Genomic DNA, 20465 nt, shown 5'->3' on the forward strand with positions numbered 1-20465 from the left:
TTTTGTAGAAACCCTTTATTATGTATCAATTATCTATTTATACATTAAAAAAATCTATCTAAGCGATAGATTTTTTTATAATAAATGAATATTATTCTTTTCACATTCATCAATCATTTCTTGTGGCCAAATACTTGCTTGAACTTCACCGATATGAGCACGGTTTAAAAGTAACATACAAAGTCTTGATTGACCAATACCGCCACCAATTGTGTAAGGTAATTCTTTATTGATGATAGCTCGATGATATGGAAGATTTAAACGATCTTCACAGTTTTCTTTTTTGAGTTGTTCTACTAAAGAATCTTCATCCACACGGATACCCATTGATGAGATTTCTAAGGCACATTGTAATGGTTCGTACCAGAATAACAAGTCACCATTTAGTTTCCAATCATCATAGTCTGGTGCACGTCCATCATGTTTTTGCCCGCTTTGTAAAACATTACCGATTTGCATAACAAAGACACATCCAAATTCTTTACAAATTTTATTTTCTCTTTCTTTAGCTGCTAAATCAGGATATTGATTTTCTAATTCTTGTGCAGTAATGAAATGGACACGATCTGGTAAACGATTAACAACATGAGGGTATTTATACCAAACTTCATGTTCCATATGTTTAATGACTTTAAAAATCTTTTTAACATGATTTTTTAATGTTGTAATATTGCGATCTTCTTTTTCGATGACACGTTCCCAATCCCATTGATCAACATAGTAAGAATGTAGGTTATCAACTTCTTCATCTTTTCTAATAGCGTTCATATTTGTATAAAGTCCTTCACGAACACCAAAACCATATTTTTTAAGTGCCATTCTTTTCCATTTAGCAAGAGAATGAACGATTTCGATATCATCATTTTCAAAACAATTAATTTGAAAAGAAACAGGTTTTTCAACACCGTTTAAGTTGTCATTTAAACCACTGCTTTTTTGCACAAAAAGAGGTGCTGAAATTCTTTCTAACATTAAAGCTCTTCCAAATTCTTTTTGAAATGTATCTCTTATGTATTTAATTGCTTCTTGTGTTTGTCTTAAAGATAACACAGGATCATAGTTTTCTGGAATAATGAGATTCATTTTAATTTTCCCCCTTAATAATATGTTCTATTTTATCATTTATCTAGATATATGAAAGATAATAATAAAAAATTATTATAGCTATAAAAGCGTTTCAAATGTATTCATTTGTTGTCAATTGCCTTTCTTTTCTGTATAATAAGAAAAAATGAAAAGTAGGTGTAAACATGAGAAATTTAGAACATGTCAAACATGTTATTATAAAAATTGGTTCGACTTCTTTGTGTAATGAAGATGGACAACTAGATAAAGAAAGAATTTTAAAACTCATCCAACAAATAGCTATTTTAAAACGTAAAGGGTTAAAAGTAACACTTGTTTCATCAGGAGCGATTTCTTCAGGAATGGGTGTTTTAAATTTAAGTGAAAAACCTAAAGAAATTTCTAAAAAACAAGCACTTGCGGCTATTGGACAAGCACATTTGATGCAAATTTATGAAGATTTATTTTCATTGTTCCATTTAAAATGTGCACAGATTTTATTAAATCATGATGATTTTGATCATCGTAAACGTTTGATGAATTTAAGCTATGCTTTATCTTCTATTTTAGATTATGATGTGATTCCTATTATTAATGAAAATGATACATTAGCGGTAGATGAAATCAAAGTAGGAGATAATGATACATTATCTGCCTTACTATTACCTATTGTGGATGCACAATTACTTGTTTTAGTTTCAGATATTGATGGACTTTATAATGATAATCCTCATACCAATTCCAATGCAAAATTATTAAGTGATATTGAACTTGTGGATGATAAAATTATGAACTTTGCGAAAGATTCAAGTAGTCAATTTGGTACAGGTGGGATGGTGACAAAATTACGTGCTGCAAAAATCGTTAATGATTATGGAGGAGATATGGCCATCGTTAATGGCAACAATGAAACAGCTCTTATTGATTTATTAGAAGGAAAACAAATTGGCACATATTTTAGTGGAAAAGCGGGGCGTACTTTAAGTGCTAGAGATCATTGGATCATGTATCGTAGTTCTCCTAAGGGAAAAGTCATTGTTGATGATGGTGCATGTGAGGCTTTAAAAACACATACAAGTTTACTACCTAAAGGAATCAAAGAAGTTGAAGGTTCATTTATGCAAGGTAGTGTCATTGATGTTCTTTCTTTTAAAGGACACTTAATAGCAAGAGGTATTACGAATTATTCAAGTGATGAGTTAAAATTGATTAAAGATCATCATAGTAATGAAATAGAAAGTATTTTACATTATAAAGATTATGATGAAGTGATTCATGCGGATAATCTAGTCATTAATAAGGGGTGAAATTATGATTAGGGAACAACTTAAAGAAGCTAAAAAAGCATGTCGTTTTATGCAAAATGTTAAACCAGAAGTAAAAAATAAAGCTTTAAAAAATATTTCTGAGGCATTAATTCAAAAAAGTGAATTGATTATTCAAGAAAATCAAAAAGATATTGCAGAAGCTAAAAATAATGGTATTAAAGAATCAATGGTTGATCGTTTATTATTAAATAAAGAACGTATTGAAGCGATGGCAAAAGATATTTTAAAAGTAATTGATCTACAAGATCCTATTGGAACTCTTGTAAGAGAAATTAAAAGACCCAATGGTTTAGTGATTCAACAAATCAAAATTCCGTTAGGAGTGATTGGGGTAATTTATGAATCAAGACCTAACGTAACAGTAGATATTGCCAGTTTATGTATTAAAACAAACAATGTTTGTGTTTTAAAAGGTGGTAAAGAAGCCATTCATTCAAATCGCATCTTAGTTCAAATTATAAATGAGGCTATTCAAGATGTTTTACCAGCACATACGGTTACTCTTATTGAAACAAAAAAACGTGAAGAAACTTTAGATTTAATTCAAGCCCATGATTATGTAGATGTCATTATTCCTCGTGGAAGTGCAGGGCTTATTCAATATGTTGTTAAAAATGCAACTGTTCCAGTAATTGAAACAGGAGCAGGAATTTGTCATCTTTATGTTGATCAAGAAGCCAATCTTGATATGGCTTTAGAAATTGCAAAAAATGCAAAGATCCAAAGACCATCTGTATGTAATGCAATTGAAACGATTCTTGTTCATCAAAAAGTAGCACCAGAATTCTTACCAAAACTTCAAGAAATATTTAAAAATGTACAAATCTATGGTGATGAAAAAACAAGAAAAATCATAGATTGTCTAGAAGCTACTGAAAAAAATTATGCTACAGAATATGATGATTATATTTGTAATATAAAAGTTGTAGATGATATTGAAGAAGCGATTGAACATATTTATAACTATTCAACAAAACATTCAGAATCGATTATTACCGAAAATAAAGAAACAGCAAAATATTTCATGGAGTCTTTAGATTCGGCTTGTGTTTATCATAATGCTTCTACACGTTTTAGTGATGGTGGAGAGTTTGGTTTTGGGGCAGAAGTTGGTATTTCTACACAAAAACTTCATGCTAGAGGCCCACTTGGTTTACAGGAAATTACTTCTACAAAATATATGATTTATGGAAATGGTCAAGTAAGGAGCTAAGCTCCTTCTTTTTTTATAGAAAATTAATTAGTGTACTAATTATATTGACATTAGTTAGTGCACTAATTATAATATTTAGTATACTAACTAATAAAAGGAGGCATCTTATGGATCCATTGGAATTTGAGGATATTAAAGAGATCTTTCTACAATTTAAATCTCTCCATAAAAATATTCATGAGTTCACAAGTAAAAAAAGTAATATACAAAGCTTATCAGCTGATCAATGTTATTTGTTAGGTCTGATTGATCATTTTGGTCATCCTAATCAAAAAATTCTTGCAGAACGTTTAAAAATTACACCAGCTACATTATCAGTAAGATTACAACGTTTAGAAAAGGCGGGTTTTATTGAAAAAATTGTAAGTAAGCAAGATAAAAGAAATATTACTTTGCATATTACAGAAAAAGGAAATAAAGAAATTGAAAGTTGTAAAGATGGTATTAAAATGTTTACAACACGTTTGTTTGATGGAATAAATAAAGAAGATTTAGATAGAATGAAAACGTATTGTCAAATCTTTGAAAAGAATATTCGTTTAATGAAGGAGGAGTTAGATGTTCAAGATTAAAGGATATTTAAAGAAATTCTGGTATTTAATTCTTGCTTGTATTTGTTTATTGTTTGTACAAGCACAAACAGAATTAACTTTACCAGATTATATGAGTGATATTGTTTCAGTGGGAATTCAAGCAGGGGGATTTGCTTCACCTGTTTCAGATGTTTTAACGGAAGAAACTTATCAACATTTATTATTGTTTGTTGATCAAAAGGATCAAAAAACAGTAAAAAAAGATTATAAAAAAGTTAGTAAAGTCAATCAAGATATCATTGATACATTTCCTAAGGCTAAAGGGAAAACAGTTTATCAATTGAAAGATTTATCAAGTGATGAAGAAAGTGAATTAGAAGATATTTTAATGAAACCGATGTTAATTATTACTTCGCTTGATAGTATGGATACTTCTAGTAAAGAGTATCAAGAAAAATTTGGACAATTACCTCCAAATATGAGTGTTTATGATGCGATTTCTTTTATGGATGAAAGTCAAAAATCAAAGATGTTTGAAGACATGGATACAAGAATAGATACAATGGGTGAAAGTACTTTAAAAATTGCAGCCGGTAATGGTGTTAAAGCTGAATATAAAAAATTAGGTGCTGACATTGACAAAGTACAAACCGATTATATTTTTAAAACAGGTTTAAAGATGTTAGGAATTGCTTTACTTGGAACAGTGGCTGCAATTTCAGTTGCTTTCTTTGCAACAAAAGTTGGTGCTGGTGTAGCGCGTGCTTTAAGAAAAGATGTTTTTGAAAAAGTAGAAAGCTTTTCTAACGAAGAATTTAATCATTTTTCAACAGCGTCACTTATTACACGTACAACAAATGATATTACTCAAGTACAAATGGTGACAATGATGCTTTTACGTATTGTATGTTTTGCACCAATTATTGGTATTGGAGCTTTAATTAAAGTTTTAAAAGAATCACCATCAATGACATGGATCATTGCAGTTGTTATTCTTGTTATTTTTGGTGTGATGGCGGTTGCGTTTGCAGTTGTTATGCCAAAATTCAAAATTATTCAAAATTTAATTGACTGTTTAAATCTCACAATGCGTGAAAATTTATCAGGAATGCTTGTTATTCGTGCTTTTGGTAATGAAAAACATAGTGAAGATCGTTTTGATAAAGCCAACAAAGATGTTACAAATTTAAACTTATTTGTTAATAGATCAATGGCTTCTATTATGCCAATTATGATGTTTATCTTTAATGTCGTTACTTTAGTAATTGTCTATTATGGTTCTAAACAAATCGATTTAGGTAATTTAGCAATTGGACAAATGATGGCCTTTATGCAATATGCAATGCAAATTATTATGGCCTTTTTAATGATTGCAATGATTGCTATTATGTTACCTCGAGCTAGTGTTGCTGCTAATCGTGTTTATGAAATCATTGAAACTAAGCCAACGATTCAAGATCCAACAAATCCAGTTGCTTTAGATGAAAGTAAAAAAGGACTTGTTGAATTTAATCATGTTTCATTTGCTTATCCAGGGGCAAGTGAACCGGTTTTAAAAGATATTGATTTTGTTGCTAAACCTGGACAAACAACAGCCTTTATTGGCTCTACTGGTTCAGGAAAATCAACACTTATTAATTTAGTACCTCGTTTTTATGAAGTCAGTGAAGGAAGTATTAAGGTTGCAGGGGTTGATGTTCGTGAGATGACACAACATGAATTACGTGATCGTATTGGACTTGTTCCTCAAAAAGGAAACTTATTTTCTGGAACAATTCGTTCTAATTTAAAATATGGTGCACCAGAGGCAACAGATGAAGAATTAGAAGAAGTGATTCGAGTTGCTCAAGCAAAAGAATTTATTGATCAAAAAGAAGAACGTTTTGATATGGAAATTTCACAAGGTGGAACAAACGTTTCTGGTGGTCAAAAACAAAGACTTGCGATTGCTCGTGCTATTGCAAAAAATCCAGATATTTATATTTTTGATGATAGTTTTTCAGCACTTGATTTCAAAACAGATGCTAAACTTCGTCAAGAATTAAATCAACTTGTTAAAAAGACAAAAAGTACAGTTTTACTAGTAGGACAACGTATTGCTTCTATTATGGATGCAGACCAAATCATTGTCCTTGATGAAGGAAGAATTGTTGGTAAAGGAACACATGGTGAACTAATGAAATCATGTCAGGTTTATCAAGAAATTGCCTATTCTCAATTATCTAAGGAGGAACTAAGTCATGAGTAATGAAAGAAGAAGACAAGGGCCTCGTGGACCAATGGGTCGAGGAATGAGAGGTAATGGTGAAAAAGCCAAGAATTTTAAAGGAACATTAAAGAAATTATTTGTTTATTTAAAACCTTATTATTTTAAATTAGCTGTTGTTATTATTTTTGCAGTTGGGTCAACAGTATTTACGATTGTAGGACCAAAGATCCTAGCAAAAGCAACAGATAAATTATCTGAAGGAATTATGGCCAAGGTAACAAATACCGGTGGAATTGATTTTGATTATATTGGTATGATCTGTTTGATTCTTGTTGGTTTCTATCTTGTCAGTGCACTCTTTAGTTTTATTCAAGGATTTATTACATCTTCGATTTCACAAAAAGTTGCTTATGATTTAAGAAGCTCTTTATCTAAGAAGATGTCAAGAATGCCTTTAAGTTATTTTGATAAACATTCTAGTGGAGATACTTTAAGTAGGGTAACCAATGATATTGATACAATTGCACAATCACTCAATCAAAGTTTATCGCAAGTGATTACATCTTCTGTTACAGTTGTAGGAATCTTTATTATGATGCTTACCATCTCTGTAAAGATGACATTGATTGCTGTACTTGTTTTACCACTTTCCATGTTACTTATTATGTTTGTTATGAAACATTCTCAAAAGTATTTTAGCAGACAACAAAAAAGCTTAGGAGATGTTAATGGTCATATTGAAGAAATGTATGGTGCTCATGATGTTGTCAAAGCATTTAATGGGGAAGAAGATTCTGTTAAAACTTTTAATGAATATAATGATGCGCTTTATGATTCAGCATGGAAATCTCAATTTTTATCAGGTTTAATGCAACCATTAAGTAACTTTGTAGGAAACTTAGGATATGTAAGTGTTTGTTTATTAGGTGGTTTTTTAGCAGGGGGTAATACGATTACGATTGGTGATATTCAAGCCTTTATCCAATATGTACGCCAATTCAATCAGCCAATTGCCCAACTTGCTCAAACAATGAATATGTTACAAAGTACAGCTGCCGCTGCGGAACGTGTTTTTGAATTCTTAGAGGAAGAAGAATTAGAACCTGAAACAGTTAAAATTGAAACAGATGAAGTTGAAAAATTACATGGTTCAGTTACTTTCAATCAAGTAAACTTCGGTTATCTTCCAGAAAAAACAATTATTCATGATTTCAATATGCATGTTCATGCTGGACAAACAGTCGCTATTGTTGGTCCAACAGGAGCAGGAAAAACAACGATTGTTAAATTGTTGATGCGCTTTTATGAATTAAATAAAGGTTCAATTATGATCGATGGTCATGATATTAAAGATTTTTCAAGACATGATTTAAGAAGTTTGTTTGGAATGGTTTTACAAGATACATGGCTTTTTAATGGAACAATTAAGGAAAACTTGATGTATGGTAAATTAGATGCCAGTGATGAAGAAGTAAAAAATGCCTGTGAAATGGCGTATGTAGATCATTTTGTCAATACCTTAGAAGATGGTTATGATACGGTTCTTGATGAAGAAACATCAAATATTTCACAAGGACAAAAACAATTATTAACGATTGCTAGAGCGTTTCTAAAAGATCCTAAAATTCTTATTTTAGATGAAGCAACTTCTTCAGTTGATACACGTACAGAAGTGCTTATTCAAAAAGGTATGGAAAAATTAATGGAAGGACGTACAAGTTTTGTTATTGCACACCGTCTATCAACGATTCGTGATGCTAATACAATCATTGTCATGAAGGATGGCGACATTGTAGAAATTGGTAATCATGATGAATTGTTAGAAAAAGGTGGATTCTATGCCTCACTTTATCAATCACAATTTGAAGGTAGCGAAATTTAGAAGCAAAGAAATTTGCTTCTTTTTCTTTTCAAAACATGTTTATATATGGTATAGTACAAGCCGAGGGGATGATGTTATGGTGAAAAGAAAACCACAATATGTCAAAATTAAAGAATATATTATTCAAAATATTGAAGATGAAAAATATAATGAAAATGAACAAATTGAAAGTGAACATGCTTTGTGTGAACTTTTTGGTGTTACCCGAATGACAGTGCGCCAAGCTTTAACAGAGTTAATCAATGAAAACATAATCTATTCTGTTCCTAAAGTTGGCTCATTTGTTTGTAAAAAATCCAGATTTAAAAGTTTTGATGGATTAAACAGTGTTACAGAAGACTGTGCTAAGAAAAAAGAAGATTGTACAAGTCATGTTGTTTTAAATGAACTTGAAGAAGCTACAGATTTAATGAAAAAAGAAATGGCTTTAGAAGATAATAAAGTATGGCACGTTAAACGTGTAAGACTTGTAAACGGAGAGCCTTTATGTTTTGAAGATGATTACTGTAATTATGATTTAACAGGAGATATTCCTTTAGAAGTATCCAGTACATCTTTATTTAATCATTTTGAAAATGATCTCAATTTACATATTGCTTTTTCCGATCAACAAATTGATGCGGTTTTAGCGGGTGAAGAACTAGGAAAATATTTACAAGTTGATCCGGTGACACCTTTGCTTAGAGTTTTATCGATTACATGCTTACATAATGGTAAATGTATTGAATATGGGTATACTTATTATCGTGTAGACAAGTATACTTTTAACCAAGTTGCATATCGTAGAAAATAAAAGGATGTTGTCAAATCCGTTTGGTTTGTTATAATGAGAATGTTAAAAAGGAGATTTTAGATGAATTATTTATATATTGCATTAATATCAATGGTACCTTTAATTGAACTTAGAGGAGCAATTCCTGTTTCTCAAGGATTAGGATTACCAATTATTCCATCTTATATTGTTTGTATTCTTGCTAATATGGTACCTGTACCTTTTATTTATTTATTTGCTAGAAAGGTTTTAGTATGGGGTTGTGATAAACCAGTTATTGGTAAATTTTTCACTTGGTGTTTAGACAAAGGTGAAAGAGGTGGAAAGAAACTTCAAGAAAAAGTAGGAAGAAGTACTTTTGTTGCTTTATTATTATTTGTAGGAATTCCACTTCCAGGGACAGGTGCATGGACAGGAACACTTGCAGCTAGTATTTTAGATATGGATTTTAAATCAACAACGATTGCCGTTATGCTAGGAGTTTTACTTGCTGGTGTAATTATGATGGTGGTTAGCTTTTTAGGATTTTCATTAATTTAGAAGTATCTTTATACTTCTTTTTTTGTAAGGAGGACGTGTATGAACGTAGAAATTATTAATGTTGGAACAGAATTGTTACTTGGAGAAATTGTCAATACCAATGCAACCTATTTACAAAAAATGTGTAAAGAATTAGGTTTTAATGTTTTCTTTCAAACAGTGGTGGGAGATAATCCCCAAAGATTTTTAGATTGTTTAGATATCGCTTTTAATAGAGGGTGCGATTGTGTTATTACCACAGGAGGATTAGGACCTACTGAAGATGATCTTACGAAAGAATTATCAGCAAAATATTTAGGATTAGAAATGATTTTTGATGAAGATGAAGCGAAGAAAGTCAATGATAAATGTTGCTTTGTAACACAACTTGATAAAGTTAGTGATAATAACTTTAAACAAGCTTACTTTCCTAAAAATTGTTATGTGTTAGATAATCCTATTGGAACAGCCAATGGTTGTGTGATGTCTAAAGATAAAAAAATGATTGTTAATCTTCCTGGACCCCCTAAAGAGATGACTTATGTAGTTGATCATCAACTAAAACCTTATTTAGAAAAATATCGTCAAGCGAAAATTTATACGTACGATTTAGTAACACAAGGCATTGGTGAATCAGCAGCGGCTACTTTGATTGATGATATTGTTCAAAGTCAAAAAGATATTTCTATTGCTTTGTATGCTTCTGAAGAGTATGTAAGGGTAAGACTAGGGGTTAAAGCAAAACATCAAAGTGAAGCCGATGAATTTGTTAAACAAACAAAGAAAATGATTGAAGAAAAATTAAAGGGTTATCTTGTAGAAAATCCTAATTTGTTTGAAGAAGTGATGAAAAAGGTCAATGGTTTTACGATTTTAAATGAATGTGATTTTTTATTAAGTGATTATTTTGTTAATAATGGAGGGCCAGTCTTTATTCATTTAACTTTGAAGGAACATCCATTAGGTGAAATTGTTCATGTGTTATTAAAATATAAAGAAAAAGAAATATCTTTCGATATTCCTTTACTTGTCAAAGCGAGTCTTTCTTTATCTAAATTAGAATCTAAATTGATTTATCAAATTGATCAATTAATTCGATAAACTTTAAAGTTGCTTGTGATAAGCTTCTTCTTTTAAGATAAGCATAGCCAATGCTTCTTGAAGGAAGGGGCTTTTTTAATTGTATTTCATAAACTTTATTTTTATCTAAAAAATCATGGGAGAATTCTTTAACAACACACGCATTTCCTAAATTGGCATGAGTAAATTCTAAGAGTAAGTGATGCGCTCCTAATTCCATTTCAGGATTTAATAAAATTCCATGTTTAGCAAAGTATTTATCAATATAATTTCTTGAATTACTTGATTTTTCTAAAAGAATAAGATTCTTTTTCGCAATTTCTTGATAGCTGTAAAGATGATCATCTTTTTCTTTAGAGATAAAGATATCATGAATTGTTAAACATTCTTTCATCGCTAGACTTTCATCATCAAAAGGAAGATTGATAAAGGCAAGATCAATCGTTCCATTTTTTAAATGTTCAACTGTTTCAATAGAAGTTCCATTGACAACATTGATTTTGATTGTTGGATAAAGATGATGAAATTGTTTTAATAAATCAATTAAGTAATTTTCACAAATTGAATCACCAGCACCAATATTTAACTGTCCTGAAAGTAATTCGTTATAATGAGAAAGTTCATTTTCAACGCTGGTAATTAAAGCAAGGGCTTCAGTAATGTTTTTATGAAGGAGCATACCTTCTTTAGTAAGAGTAACGCCTTTGTTTAAACGAATGAAGAGTTGGGTATTGAGTTCTTTTTCTAAAGCGTGGATTGTTTGAGAAACAGCGGATTGTGAAATGAATAAATTCTTTGCTGCTTTTGAAAAAGAAAGGGTAGATGCTGCTTCGTTAAATATCTTATATTGTTCTAGTTTTATCATATTAGTACTCCTTATATCAAATATATTATATATTAATTTTACTTATATTAAAATATAGCATATAATAAAAATGTATGAAAAAGCCAATGATAGAAAGGTGGAAATGAATTATGGCTGGTGTAGTTGTTGTAGGAAGTATGTGGGGAGATGAAGGTAAAGGAAAAATTACCGATTATCTTGCACAAAAAGCAGATGTTGTATGTCGTTATGCTGGAGGAAACAATGCAGGTCATACCATTGTTTATGGTGGTAAGAAATTTGCTTTAAAATTAATACCATCAGGTATTTTCTCTGGGCATGAAGTAATCATGGGAAATGGGATGGTTGTTAATCCTAAAGCATTTTTAGAAGAAGTGAAATATTTAAATGATGGTGGTATTGATACAAGCAAAATTAGAATTTCAGATCGTTGTCATGTGATTTTACCTTATCATCTTGAAATTGATGAATTACAAGAAAAGAGAAAAGGTGATAAAAGTATTGGAACTACAAAAAGAGGTATTGGACCTGCTTATGTAGATAAATATAGTCGTATTGGTATTCGTATGGGAGAATTCGTTGATGAAGAATTATTCTTAGAAAGATTAAAAGAAACTTTCCCAATGAAAGTTGCAGAATACCCTGAATTAAAAGACATGTTTACTGTAGAAGAAATTTTTGAAGAATACAAAGAATACGCTAAAATTATTAAGCCTTTAGTTTGTGATACAGGTATGTTATTAGATCAATATTTAAGAGAAGATAAAAAAGTCTTATTTGAAGGAGCTCAAGGAGCTATGTTAGATATTGATTATGGTACTTATCCATTTGTTACATCATCACATCCAGGAGCTAATGGGGTATCTGAAGGGGCTGGTATTGGACCTTTATATATCAAAGAAGCAATTGGAATTATTAAAGCTTATACAACTCGTGTTGGATCAGGACCATTCCCAACTGAATTAAATGATGCAACAGGTGATTTAATTAGAGAAAGAGGACATGAATATGGGACTGTAACTGAACGTCCAAGAAGAACTGGTTGGTTTGATGCAGTAGTTGTTAATCAATCAAGAAGAATGTCTTCTTTAACAGGTATTTCATTAATGTTATTAGATGTTATGAGTGGATTTGATACAATTAAAATCTGTAAAGCTTATAAATTAGATGGTAAAGAAATTTATGGTTTACCTGCAACTGTTAAAGATATTGAAAGATGTGAACCTGTTTATGAAGAATTACCAGGATGGAAAGAAGATATTACACATGTAAAATCTTTTGAAGAATTACCAGTAAATTGTCAAAATTATATTCGTAAAATCGAAGAACTTGTTCATTGTCCAGTAAGAATGTTCAGTGTTGGACCAGATAGAGAACAAACAGTTGTTTTAAAAGATATTAAATTTTAATAAAGGAGGTCTTTCATGAAAAGAGAATTAGTCATTGTCATGGATTTCGGTGGGCAATATAATCAATTAGTTGCTCGTCGTGTTCGTGAATGCAATGTTTATTGTGAAATCTATTCTTATAAAACACCTTTAGAAAAAATTAAAGAAATGAATCCTAAAGGAATCATTTTAACAGGTGGACCAAATAGTTGTTATTTAGAAGATTCACCAACTTATTCTAAAGAATTATTTGAATTAGGTATTCCTGTATTAGGTTTATGTTATGGTGCTCAATTAATGCAACATGTTTTAGGTGGAAAAGTCGAAAGAGCAGATGTAAGAGAATATGGTAAATCAATTTTATTAGTTGATCAACCACAATCTAAAATTTTAAAAGATGTTCCTGAAACATCTACAGTTTGGATGTCACATTTTGATTATATTTCAAAAATTGCACCTGGTTTTGAAATTACAACACATACAAAAGATTGTCCAGTAGCATCTTGTGAAGATAAAGAAAAAGATTTATACGCAATCCAATTTCATCCGGAAGTTTTACATAGTGAATATGGTAAAACAATGCTTTCTAATTTCGTATTAGATGTATGTAACTGTGCTGGTGATTGGCGCATGGATTCTTTCGTTGAAGAACAAATCAAAGCAATCAAAGAAAAAGTTGGTAATGGTAAAGTATTATGTGCTTTATCAGGTGGTGTTGACTCATCTGTTGCAGCCGTTTTACTTTCTAAAGCCATTGGTAATCAATTAACTTGTGTCTTTGTAGATCATGGTTTACTTCGTAAAAACGAAGGGGATGAAGTAGAAGCTGTCTTTGGACCTGATGGAAATTATGAATTAAATTTCATTAGAGTAAATGCACAAGAAAGATATTATGAAAAGTTAAAAGATGTTACTGAACCGGAAGCTAAACGTAAAATCATTGGTGAAGAATTTATTCGTGTTTTTGAAGAAGAAGCAAAGAAAATTGGAGCAGTTGATTTCTTAGTACAAGGAACAATTTATCCAGATGTTGTTGAAAGTGGTCTTGGTGGAGAATCTGCGGTTATCAAATCACATCATAATGTTGGTGGATTACCAGATCATGTTGATTTTAAAGAAATTATTGAACCATTACGTGATTTATTCAAAGATGAAGTACGTAAAGTTGGTTTAGAATTAGGAATTCCTGAATACTTAGTATTTAGACAACCATTCCCAGGACCAGGTCTTGGTATTCGTATCATTGGTGAAGTCAATGCTGAAAAAGTAAAAATCGTGCAAGATGCAGATGCAATCTATAGAGAAGAAATTGCTAATGCAGGATTAGATCGTTCAATCGGTCAATACTTTGCTGCTCTTACAAACATGCGTTCTGTAGGAGTTATGGGTGATGAGAGAACTTATGATTATGCAATCGCCTTACGTGCGGTTAATACTATTGATTTCATGACAGCAGAAGCTGCAGAAATTCCTTATGAAGTATTAAATAAAGTCATGTCACGTATTATAAACGAAGTTCGTGGGGTAAACAGAGTAATGTATGATATTACAAGTAAACCTCCAGGAACAATTGAGTTTGAATAATTGAAGTGAGATAGTTGGGGTTGTTATTGAAACAATCCCACTATTTTATATTCACTAAAAAGAAAAAATTCTATGAGTATTACAATTACACAAATCGCAAAACTTGCAGGTGTCTCTAGAGGAACCGTTGATCGTGTTATTCATCAACGAGGACGCGTTGCTCCCGAAGTAGAAAAGAGAATACGTGATATTATGGATGAAAATGATTATCATCCAAATATGTTAGGAAGAGCTTTAGCTGTTTCTAAAACACCACTTACAATAGGAATGATTATGATTGAAAAAGGAAATTCATTTTTTCAATTGATTCATTCAGGAATGAAAGAAGCAATCTCTCAATTTAGAGATTATCCAATTTCAGTTGATTTTAGACATATTAATGGTGTAGACGAAGAAGAATATTTAAATGTACTTGATGAATTAGAAAGCAAAGTAAATGCTTTAATTATAGCGGGATTACAAACAAAACGTATTGTAAAAAAAGTAAATCAAATTGCAAAAAAAATTCCTGTTATGACTTTAAATATTGATTTAGAAGATTCTTATAGAATAGGTTTTATTGGAATTGATGATTATAACGCAGGAACTTGTCTTGCAGGACTTGCGCATAATCTAACAAGGTCAGGAGAAAATATTTTAATTCTTTCTGGTTCAAAAACAATTCATTCACAATCACAAAGAGTCAATGGATTTCTTGATACAATGAAACAATATCCAGAAATTCTATTAAGTAATGTAATTTATACAGAAGATAAGCTTGAAATATCAAATAAGCTTTTAAAAGAAATTCTTTCAAAGAAATACTATAAGACAATTGTCATGGTAGATTCATGGCTTGCAAATGCGGGAGAAGTTGTAGCACAAACAGGTTATAATGATATCAATATTTTAGGATTTGACTTAATGCCACAAAATAAGGAAGCATTAAAACAGGGGAAAGTTACTTATATCATTGATCAAAGTGCTTATATGCAAAGCTATGAATGTGTACATAAAGTATGCGAACATTTGATTTATGGAACAGAACTTCCAAAAGGAAAAAACTATCTTCCTATTCATATTTATAATAAATATAATCTAGACTGATTCTTTAGGTTTTACAAAAGATGAAATTGGATTTTTATTCTTAAGAATTATTTGGACTTTTGACTTTATTAATTAGTAATTTTATTTTAAAAGTTTATAATGAGAAACATCATATTAAGTAAGTAATCTGAAAAAGATTGCTTATTTTTTTAATATCAACAAAAATCTATTTTTTGAACACAGTAGTTGTTTATGAGAAATTTTTTTGCAGTTATTGAAAATAATTATAGTTATTTTTAATAATATGTTATATATATTACTATATTGTGAATTTAATTTGTCTGTTATAGAGTATCATGTTATTAATGAAAAAATGCATTTTTTATATAAATCATAAAAAATTATTTACATTATGCATGGTCTATAAATACAATTATTAAATAACGCAATATTAATGATGAAAAGAATATCATAAAATTCGTGGGGGGGGGGAGAGAATAGATGGTATTATTGGTACAAGAAATGAAAGATTTACAAAGAAAATTCCATTTAAAACTGTTAAGTGAACAAAAAGGATTGGATAATGAAATAAAAGGTATTAAAATCATAGAAGTTGAAAATATGGAAAAGTACATAGAAGGAGGAGAAATACTTCTTACAAGTTTTTTCATATATGAAAGTTGTACAATTTCTCAGTATGAAACACATATACAAAATTTGATAGATAAAGGTGTATCTGGATTTATTATAAAAAATAGTGGAAACATAAAAAATTTTAATATCAAACTAGATATACTTAAAAGATTATGTATTGAAAATGAGGTTGCCCTGTTTGAATTACTTCGACAAAATTATTATTGGGATATTATTAGATATATATTAGATAATGTTTTTGATCAAGAAATGGCATTATTAAAGTATCACAAAGTTACAAATGATAACCTTAAAGAATATATTTTCCATAAGGAGGCAACACCTAAAAATATTATAGAGCTTCTTTATACAATAATTGATAATCCAATTTCAATGTATTATGAAAATTTGAGTTGTCTTGCTACAACATATGAAGAAAAAAGTAGTTTTGATTTATTAGATAACATTAAAGAATATAGTCCAGAGATAAGATTGAGGTATAATTATTTAAAACAAGATGTTGGAAAATATAATCAATATATTATACCTATTACTTTTATAGGAAATATACCTATTAAAATTGTGATTGATGAAAAAAATAGAAAGTTAACAAATTTTGATTTTGTTGCGATTGAAAATGCGATTGATGCATTAAGGTATTCATTCACATTTGACTTTGCAAAAAACGAAATCCATAAAAAGTATCATCGAGATATTTTCTTTAATTTAGTAAATAGTCAATTAAATTATGATGATACTACTGAAGCTGCTAATATGTTAAATCTTAAAGAAGATGCCTATTATCGTGTTGTATCATTTCATTCTATTCCAGAAGATCAAAAGGAAAAGTATTCATTAGAGCAATTAGATGAAGTTGACATTATTGCTGATCAAATATCAATGTTTTATCCTAAAGATCACATCTATAAAAATGTATCTCAAATCGTTATGTTACAAAAAATGGATTCTGATAAAGAAGATGATGATAGTAGGAAACGATTAAATGAGCTGATAGATATTGTAAAGAAAAGTATCAGCAAAAGAGATCAAAACACAAATTTTAATGTTGGTGTAGGAGAAATCGTTAAAGGATATAGAAATTTAAAAAACTCATATAAACAATCAAGAATAGCAATGAAATTTATAAAAATAGCTAGAAGGATTACTGGAGAGATAAATAAATCAATTGTTTATTATTCAAAATTAGGAATATTCCAATCCTTTATTGAATTGGATGACATAAATAAATTAAAAAAATATGTACCATGCACAATTACTAAACTTGATAATTATGATAGAAAACATAATACAGAGTTATTACATACTTTAAATTCATACATAAGAAATAATTTAAGTGTCAAAAAGACATCTCTAGATTTAATGATTCAATATCGATCAGCTTCTTATCGCATTAAAAAGATAAAAGAGATTACAAATATTAATTTTGATGACAACATAGAATTACTTTCATTATGGAATGGATTAATCATTTTTGATATAATACATAACATGTAAAAAAAACAATGGACAAAAATATTGTTCGTTGTTTTTTATTACACTAAATTGACAAAATAGCAGTAAAAGGTTTGCCTATTTAGTGCATTACTTTTTTTCTTGTATGGACATACAATAATAGTGTCAAAGAAATAAAACCTTACATATCCAAGTTTATTAGAAAGAAAGGTTGCTATGAATGAAACAAAACAAGAAATGAATAAGATTCAAGAAATAAAAAAGGTAAATAAATATTCATTCAAAAAAGATTTAATTTTTTTACTCCTTAAAATTTTATTAATAATTTGTGTAATGTTTTTGATATTTTCATTTGTTTATGGCATTGCTAGAACGAATGATATATCGATGAAACCAGCAATTAAAGATAGTGATTTAGTTTTATACTATCGACTTGATAAAAACTTTGTTTCTGGAGATGTGGTCGTTTTTAAAAAGAATGATCGAATAATGATGTCAAGGGTAGTTGCAGTTGCAGGTGATCAGGTTGATATCACTAAAGATGGTCTGCTGATTAATGGAGCTGTTCAAATATCTCAAGATATTTATTCTGATACTACTCAGTTTAAAGATGGAACTGATTTTCCTCTTACAGTAGGACAAGGACAGGTTTTTGTATTAGGTGACAACAGGACTGTTGCTTCGGACAGTCGAATCTATGGGTGCCTTAACATCAATGATATTAAAGGCAAAGCCATAGCGGTTATTAGAACTAGAGGTATATAAATAAAAGTTCTTTAATCATTAATCGAAAAACAGGGAGGACAAAAAAATGAATATCAAACAATCGATTAAGAAAATACTTGCCTGTGCAACGGCAAGTGCAATGACATTATGCTTAACGATGCCAACTGCTTTCGCAGATAATACTACAAATAATGCTAAAGAAGCGTATATCAGTAAAACTTATAATACTGAAGTAGGAAAAGCTGAAACATTTAGTTTTACAGCAACACAAGTAACTGGGGAAGGACTTGTAAGTGATTCACTAAATCCTACAATGCCAAGTATTTCATTTACTGTTGATGAAACTGGAACAAAAACAAAGAGAGATAAAATTACATTTCCTGCTTTTAGTCAAGAAGGTAAATATGAATATACAGTGACTGAATCACAAACTGCTAATCCAGCTGTAACAAATAATGAACATGAAAAAATGATCATGTCACAAGCTGAGTATAAGATGGACGTTTATGTTTCAAATATTAATAATAAATATGAAATTACAAAAATAATTGTAAACAAAACAAAAGACGATAAGGGTGTTATTGATAATGAAACTGGTAAAGTTGATATAGGTAATAGTGATACAAATGGATTTAGTTTTACTAATACTTATGTTCAAGAAGCAGGTACTGGTACTGATCCTACTAATCCAGGTGAAGACTATGAAAATTATGGTTCTTTAAAAGTAACAAAAACAGTAAATCCTAATGGAGGTACTATTAACACAAGTGCATCATTTAGATTCACCGCAAAATTTGATTTTCCTAAAGGAACTGACGCTAATACTTTAGGTAACGTCAAAGGTAATGATATTGCAATTGAATTAGAAAATGGGAAATATGGATTTAATTTGAAACATGGTGAAAGCATGAAGTTTACTGGATTACCTGTTGGAACTACTATGACAGTATCAGAATCTAATACTCCAAATTACAAAGGAAGTGCCAGCTACGTTATTAATGGTGGTGAGTCCCAAAGTAAAACAGCTTCAAAATATAATGAATCTGTTGAGGTAGAAAATGAAAAATTAGGACAAAAGAAAAATACTGTAGATGTAACAAATACATATAATAATGTACCAACTACAGGTATCATCATGAATACTTTACCATATGTGATGATGATTGCTTTAGGCGGAGTTGCATTAGTAGGATATATTTATTTAAAAAATAAAAAATATAGCGATTAAATAAAATGAAGGGATGACAGTTTATTTAACTGCATCCCTCTTTTCAATATTTACAATTAGGAAAGGAAGATAAGCAATGGATAAATTAAAAAAAATGATTAAAAATTTTATCCAAATAACTGATCATCTCGTAGATCTTATCGCTTTGATTCTTATTCTTTCAATGATGTCTTTATCTGGGTACATGTTATGGGACTCAAATCAGGTATATGAAAAAGCTGATGCAAAAGTTTATGAACCTTACATGCCAACAAGAAATCATAGTAAATCTTTTAAAGAACTACAACAAATTAATAGTGATGTCATTGGGTGGCTAAAGGTAAATAATACGCATATTAATTATCCATTCGTTCAATATGAAAATGATGATAAATATATGAATACGGATGCAGAAGGCAATTATTCATTAAGTGGATCTATTTTTTTACATGCAGAAAACAATCCGCATTTTACAGATTTCAATAATATTATTTATGGACACCATATGGAAAAACATATGATGTTTGGAGACATTGGAGAATTTACTAATCAAAATTTTTTTAATAAACATCATTACGGAAATCTTTATTATGATGGCATAAATCATGGTATTGAATTTATTACGATTATGCAGTTGGATGCATATAACGAAAGAGCATTTAATGTCTGTATAAGTGAAGAAGCAAAACAGGAATATATCAAATTGATTGATAGTAATTCACTTTACAAAAGAAATGTACAAATAAGTCCAAATGATCATCTTGTTATTTTGACAACTTGTACTTCTGATATGACAAATGGACGAAATGTTTTGGTAGGAAAGATAACAAATAAGACATATCCAGAAAAAATAAAAAAGAACAAAGGAATTGGAATTGATATTTTAAATAATAATACTTATTTAGAATTGATATTAATACTAATTGCTTTGATAATTGCTGTTTTTGTTAAAAAAAGAAAAAATAATTGAAAGGAAGGATAGT

The 20465-nt window shown here is 29.8% G+C and carries 17 protein-coding genes; 15 read left to right on the forward strand and 2 right to left on the reverse strand.

Annotation, left to right across the window (positions count from 1 at the left end; genetic code table 11):
- Window positions 1-75 precede the first annotated feature (75 nt).
- The gene (gene asnA / locus OCV55_RS05465; protein WP_147580032.1) at window positions 76-1083 is read right to left on the reverse strand and encodes an aspartate--ammonia ligase; all 1008 of its coding nucleotides are present in this window, start codon (window positions 1081-1083) and stop codon (window positions 76-78) included.
- A 167-nt stretch (window positions 1084-1250) separates the two neighbouring features.
- On the opposite strand from asnA, the gene proB reads away from it, so the two are divergent.
- From proB to OCV55_RS05505, 8 genes are all read left to right on the forward strand, one after another.
- The gene (proB, locus tag OCV55_RS05470; RefSeq protein ID WP_032091319.1) at window positions 1251-2372 is read left to right on the forward strand and encodes a glutamate 5-kinase; all 1122 of its coding nucleotides are present in this window, start codon (window positions 1251-1253) and stop codon (window positions 2370-2372) included.
- A 4-nt stretch (window positions 2373-2376) separates the two neighbouring features.
- On the forward strand, window positions 2377-3606 hold the full coding sequence (locus OCV55_RS05475; RefSeq protein ID WP_147580033.1) for a glutamate-5-semialdehyde dehydrogenase: 1230 nt from the start codon (window positions 2377-2379) through the stop codon (window positions 3604-3606).
- Between the two features lie 107 nt (window positions 3607-3713).
- The gene (locus OCV55_RS05480; protein WP_032091317.1) at window positions 3714-4178 is read left to right on the forward strand and encodes a MarR family winged helix-turn-helix transcriptional regulator; all 465 of its coding nucleotides are present in this window, start codon (window positions 3714-3716) and stop codon (window positions 4176-4178) included.
- Entirely contained in the window at window positions 4165-6387 is a 2223-nt protein-coding gene (locus OCV55_RS05485; RefSeq protein ID WP_147580034.1) for an ABC transporter ATP-binding protein, read from the forward strand. The genes OCV55_RS05480 and OCV55_RS05485 overlap by 14 nt, the downstream gene beginning before the upstream one ends.
- Complete coding sequence (locus OCV55_RS05490) at window positions 6380-8230, forward strand: ABC transporter ATP-binding protein (protein WP_147580035.1); 1851 nt, start codon at window positions 6380-6382, stop codon at window positions 8228-8230. Before OCV55_RS05485 ends, OCV55_RS05490 begins: the two co-directional genes overlap by 8 nt.
- A 76-nt stretch (window positions 8231-8306) precedes the next feature.
- Window positions 8307-9023: a GntR family transcriptional regulator gene (locus OCV55_RS05495; RefSeq protein WP_227391855.1), complete on the forward strand. Its 717-nt coding sequence runs from the start codon at window positions 8307-8309 to the stop codon at window positions 9021-9023.
- Between the two features lie 60 nt (window positions 9024-9083).
- Window positions 9084-9542, forward strand: a complete 459-nt coding sequence (locus OCV55_RS05500) for a COG2426 family protein (protein ID WP_022001761.1) — start codon at window positions 9084-9086, stop codon at window positions 9540-9542.
- 39 nt (window positions 9543-9581) lie between these two features.
- The gene (locus OCV55_RS05505; RefSeq protein ID WP_119363246.1) at window positions 9582-10622 is read left to right on the forward strand and encodes a molybdopterin-binding protein; all 1041 of its coding nucleotides are present in this window, start codon (window positions 9582-9584) and stop codon (window positions 10620-10622) included.
- Here the strand turns inward: OCV55_RS05505 and OCV55_RS05510 are convergent.
- Window positions 10585-11466, reverse strand: a complete 882-nt coding sequence (locus OCV55_RS05510; protein WP_032091312.1) for a LysR family transcriptional regulator — start codon at window positions 11464-11466, stop codon at window positions 10585-10587. The two genes, OCV55_RS05505 and OCV55_RS05510, sit on opposite strands and share 38 nt — an antisense overlap.
- 110 nt (window positions 11467-11576) lie before the next feature.
- On the opposite strand from OCV55_RS05510, the gene OCV55_RS05515 reads away from it, so the two are divergent.
- From OCV55_RS05515 to srtB, 7 genes are all read left to right on the forward strand, one after another.
- Entirely contained in the window at window positions 11577-12854 is a 1278-nt protein-coding gene (locus tag OCV55_RS05515; protein ID WP_032091311.1) for an adenylosuccinate synthase, read from the forward strand.
- 15 nt (window positions 12855-12869) lie between these two features.
- Window positions 12870-14417, forward strand: coding sequence for a glutamine-hydrolyzing GMP synthase (guaA, locus tag OCV55_RS05520; protein ID WP_147580037.1), 1548 nt, complete (start codon window positions 12870-12872; stop codon window positions 14415-14417).
- Window positions 14418-14489: 72 nt separating this feature from the next.
- Window positions 14490-15503: a LacI family DNA-binding transcriptional regulator gene (locus OCV55_RS05525; protein WP_147580038.1), complete on the forward strand. Its 1014-nt coding sequence runs from the start codon at window positions 14490-14492 to the stop codon at window positions 15501-15503.
- 441 nt (window positions 15504-15944) lie between these two features.
- Window positions 15945-17591, forward strand: a complete 1647-nt coding sequence (locus OCV55_RS05530) for a helix-turn-helix domain-containing protein (RefSeq protein ID WP_147580039.1) — start codon at window positions 15945-15947, stop codon at window positions 17589-17591.
- Between the two features lie 174 nt (window positions 17592-17765).
- Window positions 17766-18314, forward strand: a complete 549-nt coding sequence (lepB, locus tag OCV55_RS05535) for a signal peptidase I (RefSeq protein ID WP_147580040.1) — start codon at window positions 17766-17768, stop codon at window positions 18312-18314.
- A 46-nt stretch (window positions 18315-18360) separates the two neighbouring features.
- Window positions 18361-19503: a DUF7601 domain-containing protein gene (locus OCV55_RS05540; RefSeq protein ID WP_147580041.1), complete on the forward strand. Its 1143-nt coding sequence runs from the start codon at window positions 18361-18363 to the stop codon at window positions 19501-19503.
- A gap of 76 nt (window positions 19504-19579) precedes the next feature.
- The gene (gene srtB, locus OCV55_RS05545) at window positions 19580-20452 is read left to right on the forward strand and encodes a class B sortase (RefSeq protein ID WP_147580042.1); all 873 of its coding nucleotides are present in this window, start codon (window positions 19580-19582) and stop codon (window positions 20450-20452) included.
- The last annotated feature ends 13 nt before the right edge of the window (window positions 20453-20465 follow it).

The sequence above is a fragment of the [Clostridium] ammoniilyticum genome (genome assembly GCF_025566905.1).
Taxonomy (GTDB): domain Bacteria; phylum Bacillota_I; class Bacilli_A; order Erysipelotrichales; family Coprobacillaceae; genus Faecalibacillus; species Faecalibacillus intestinalis.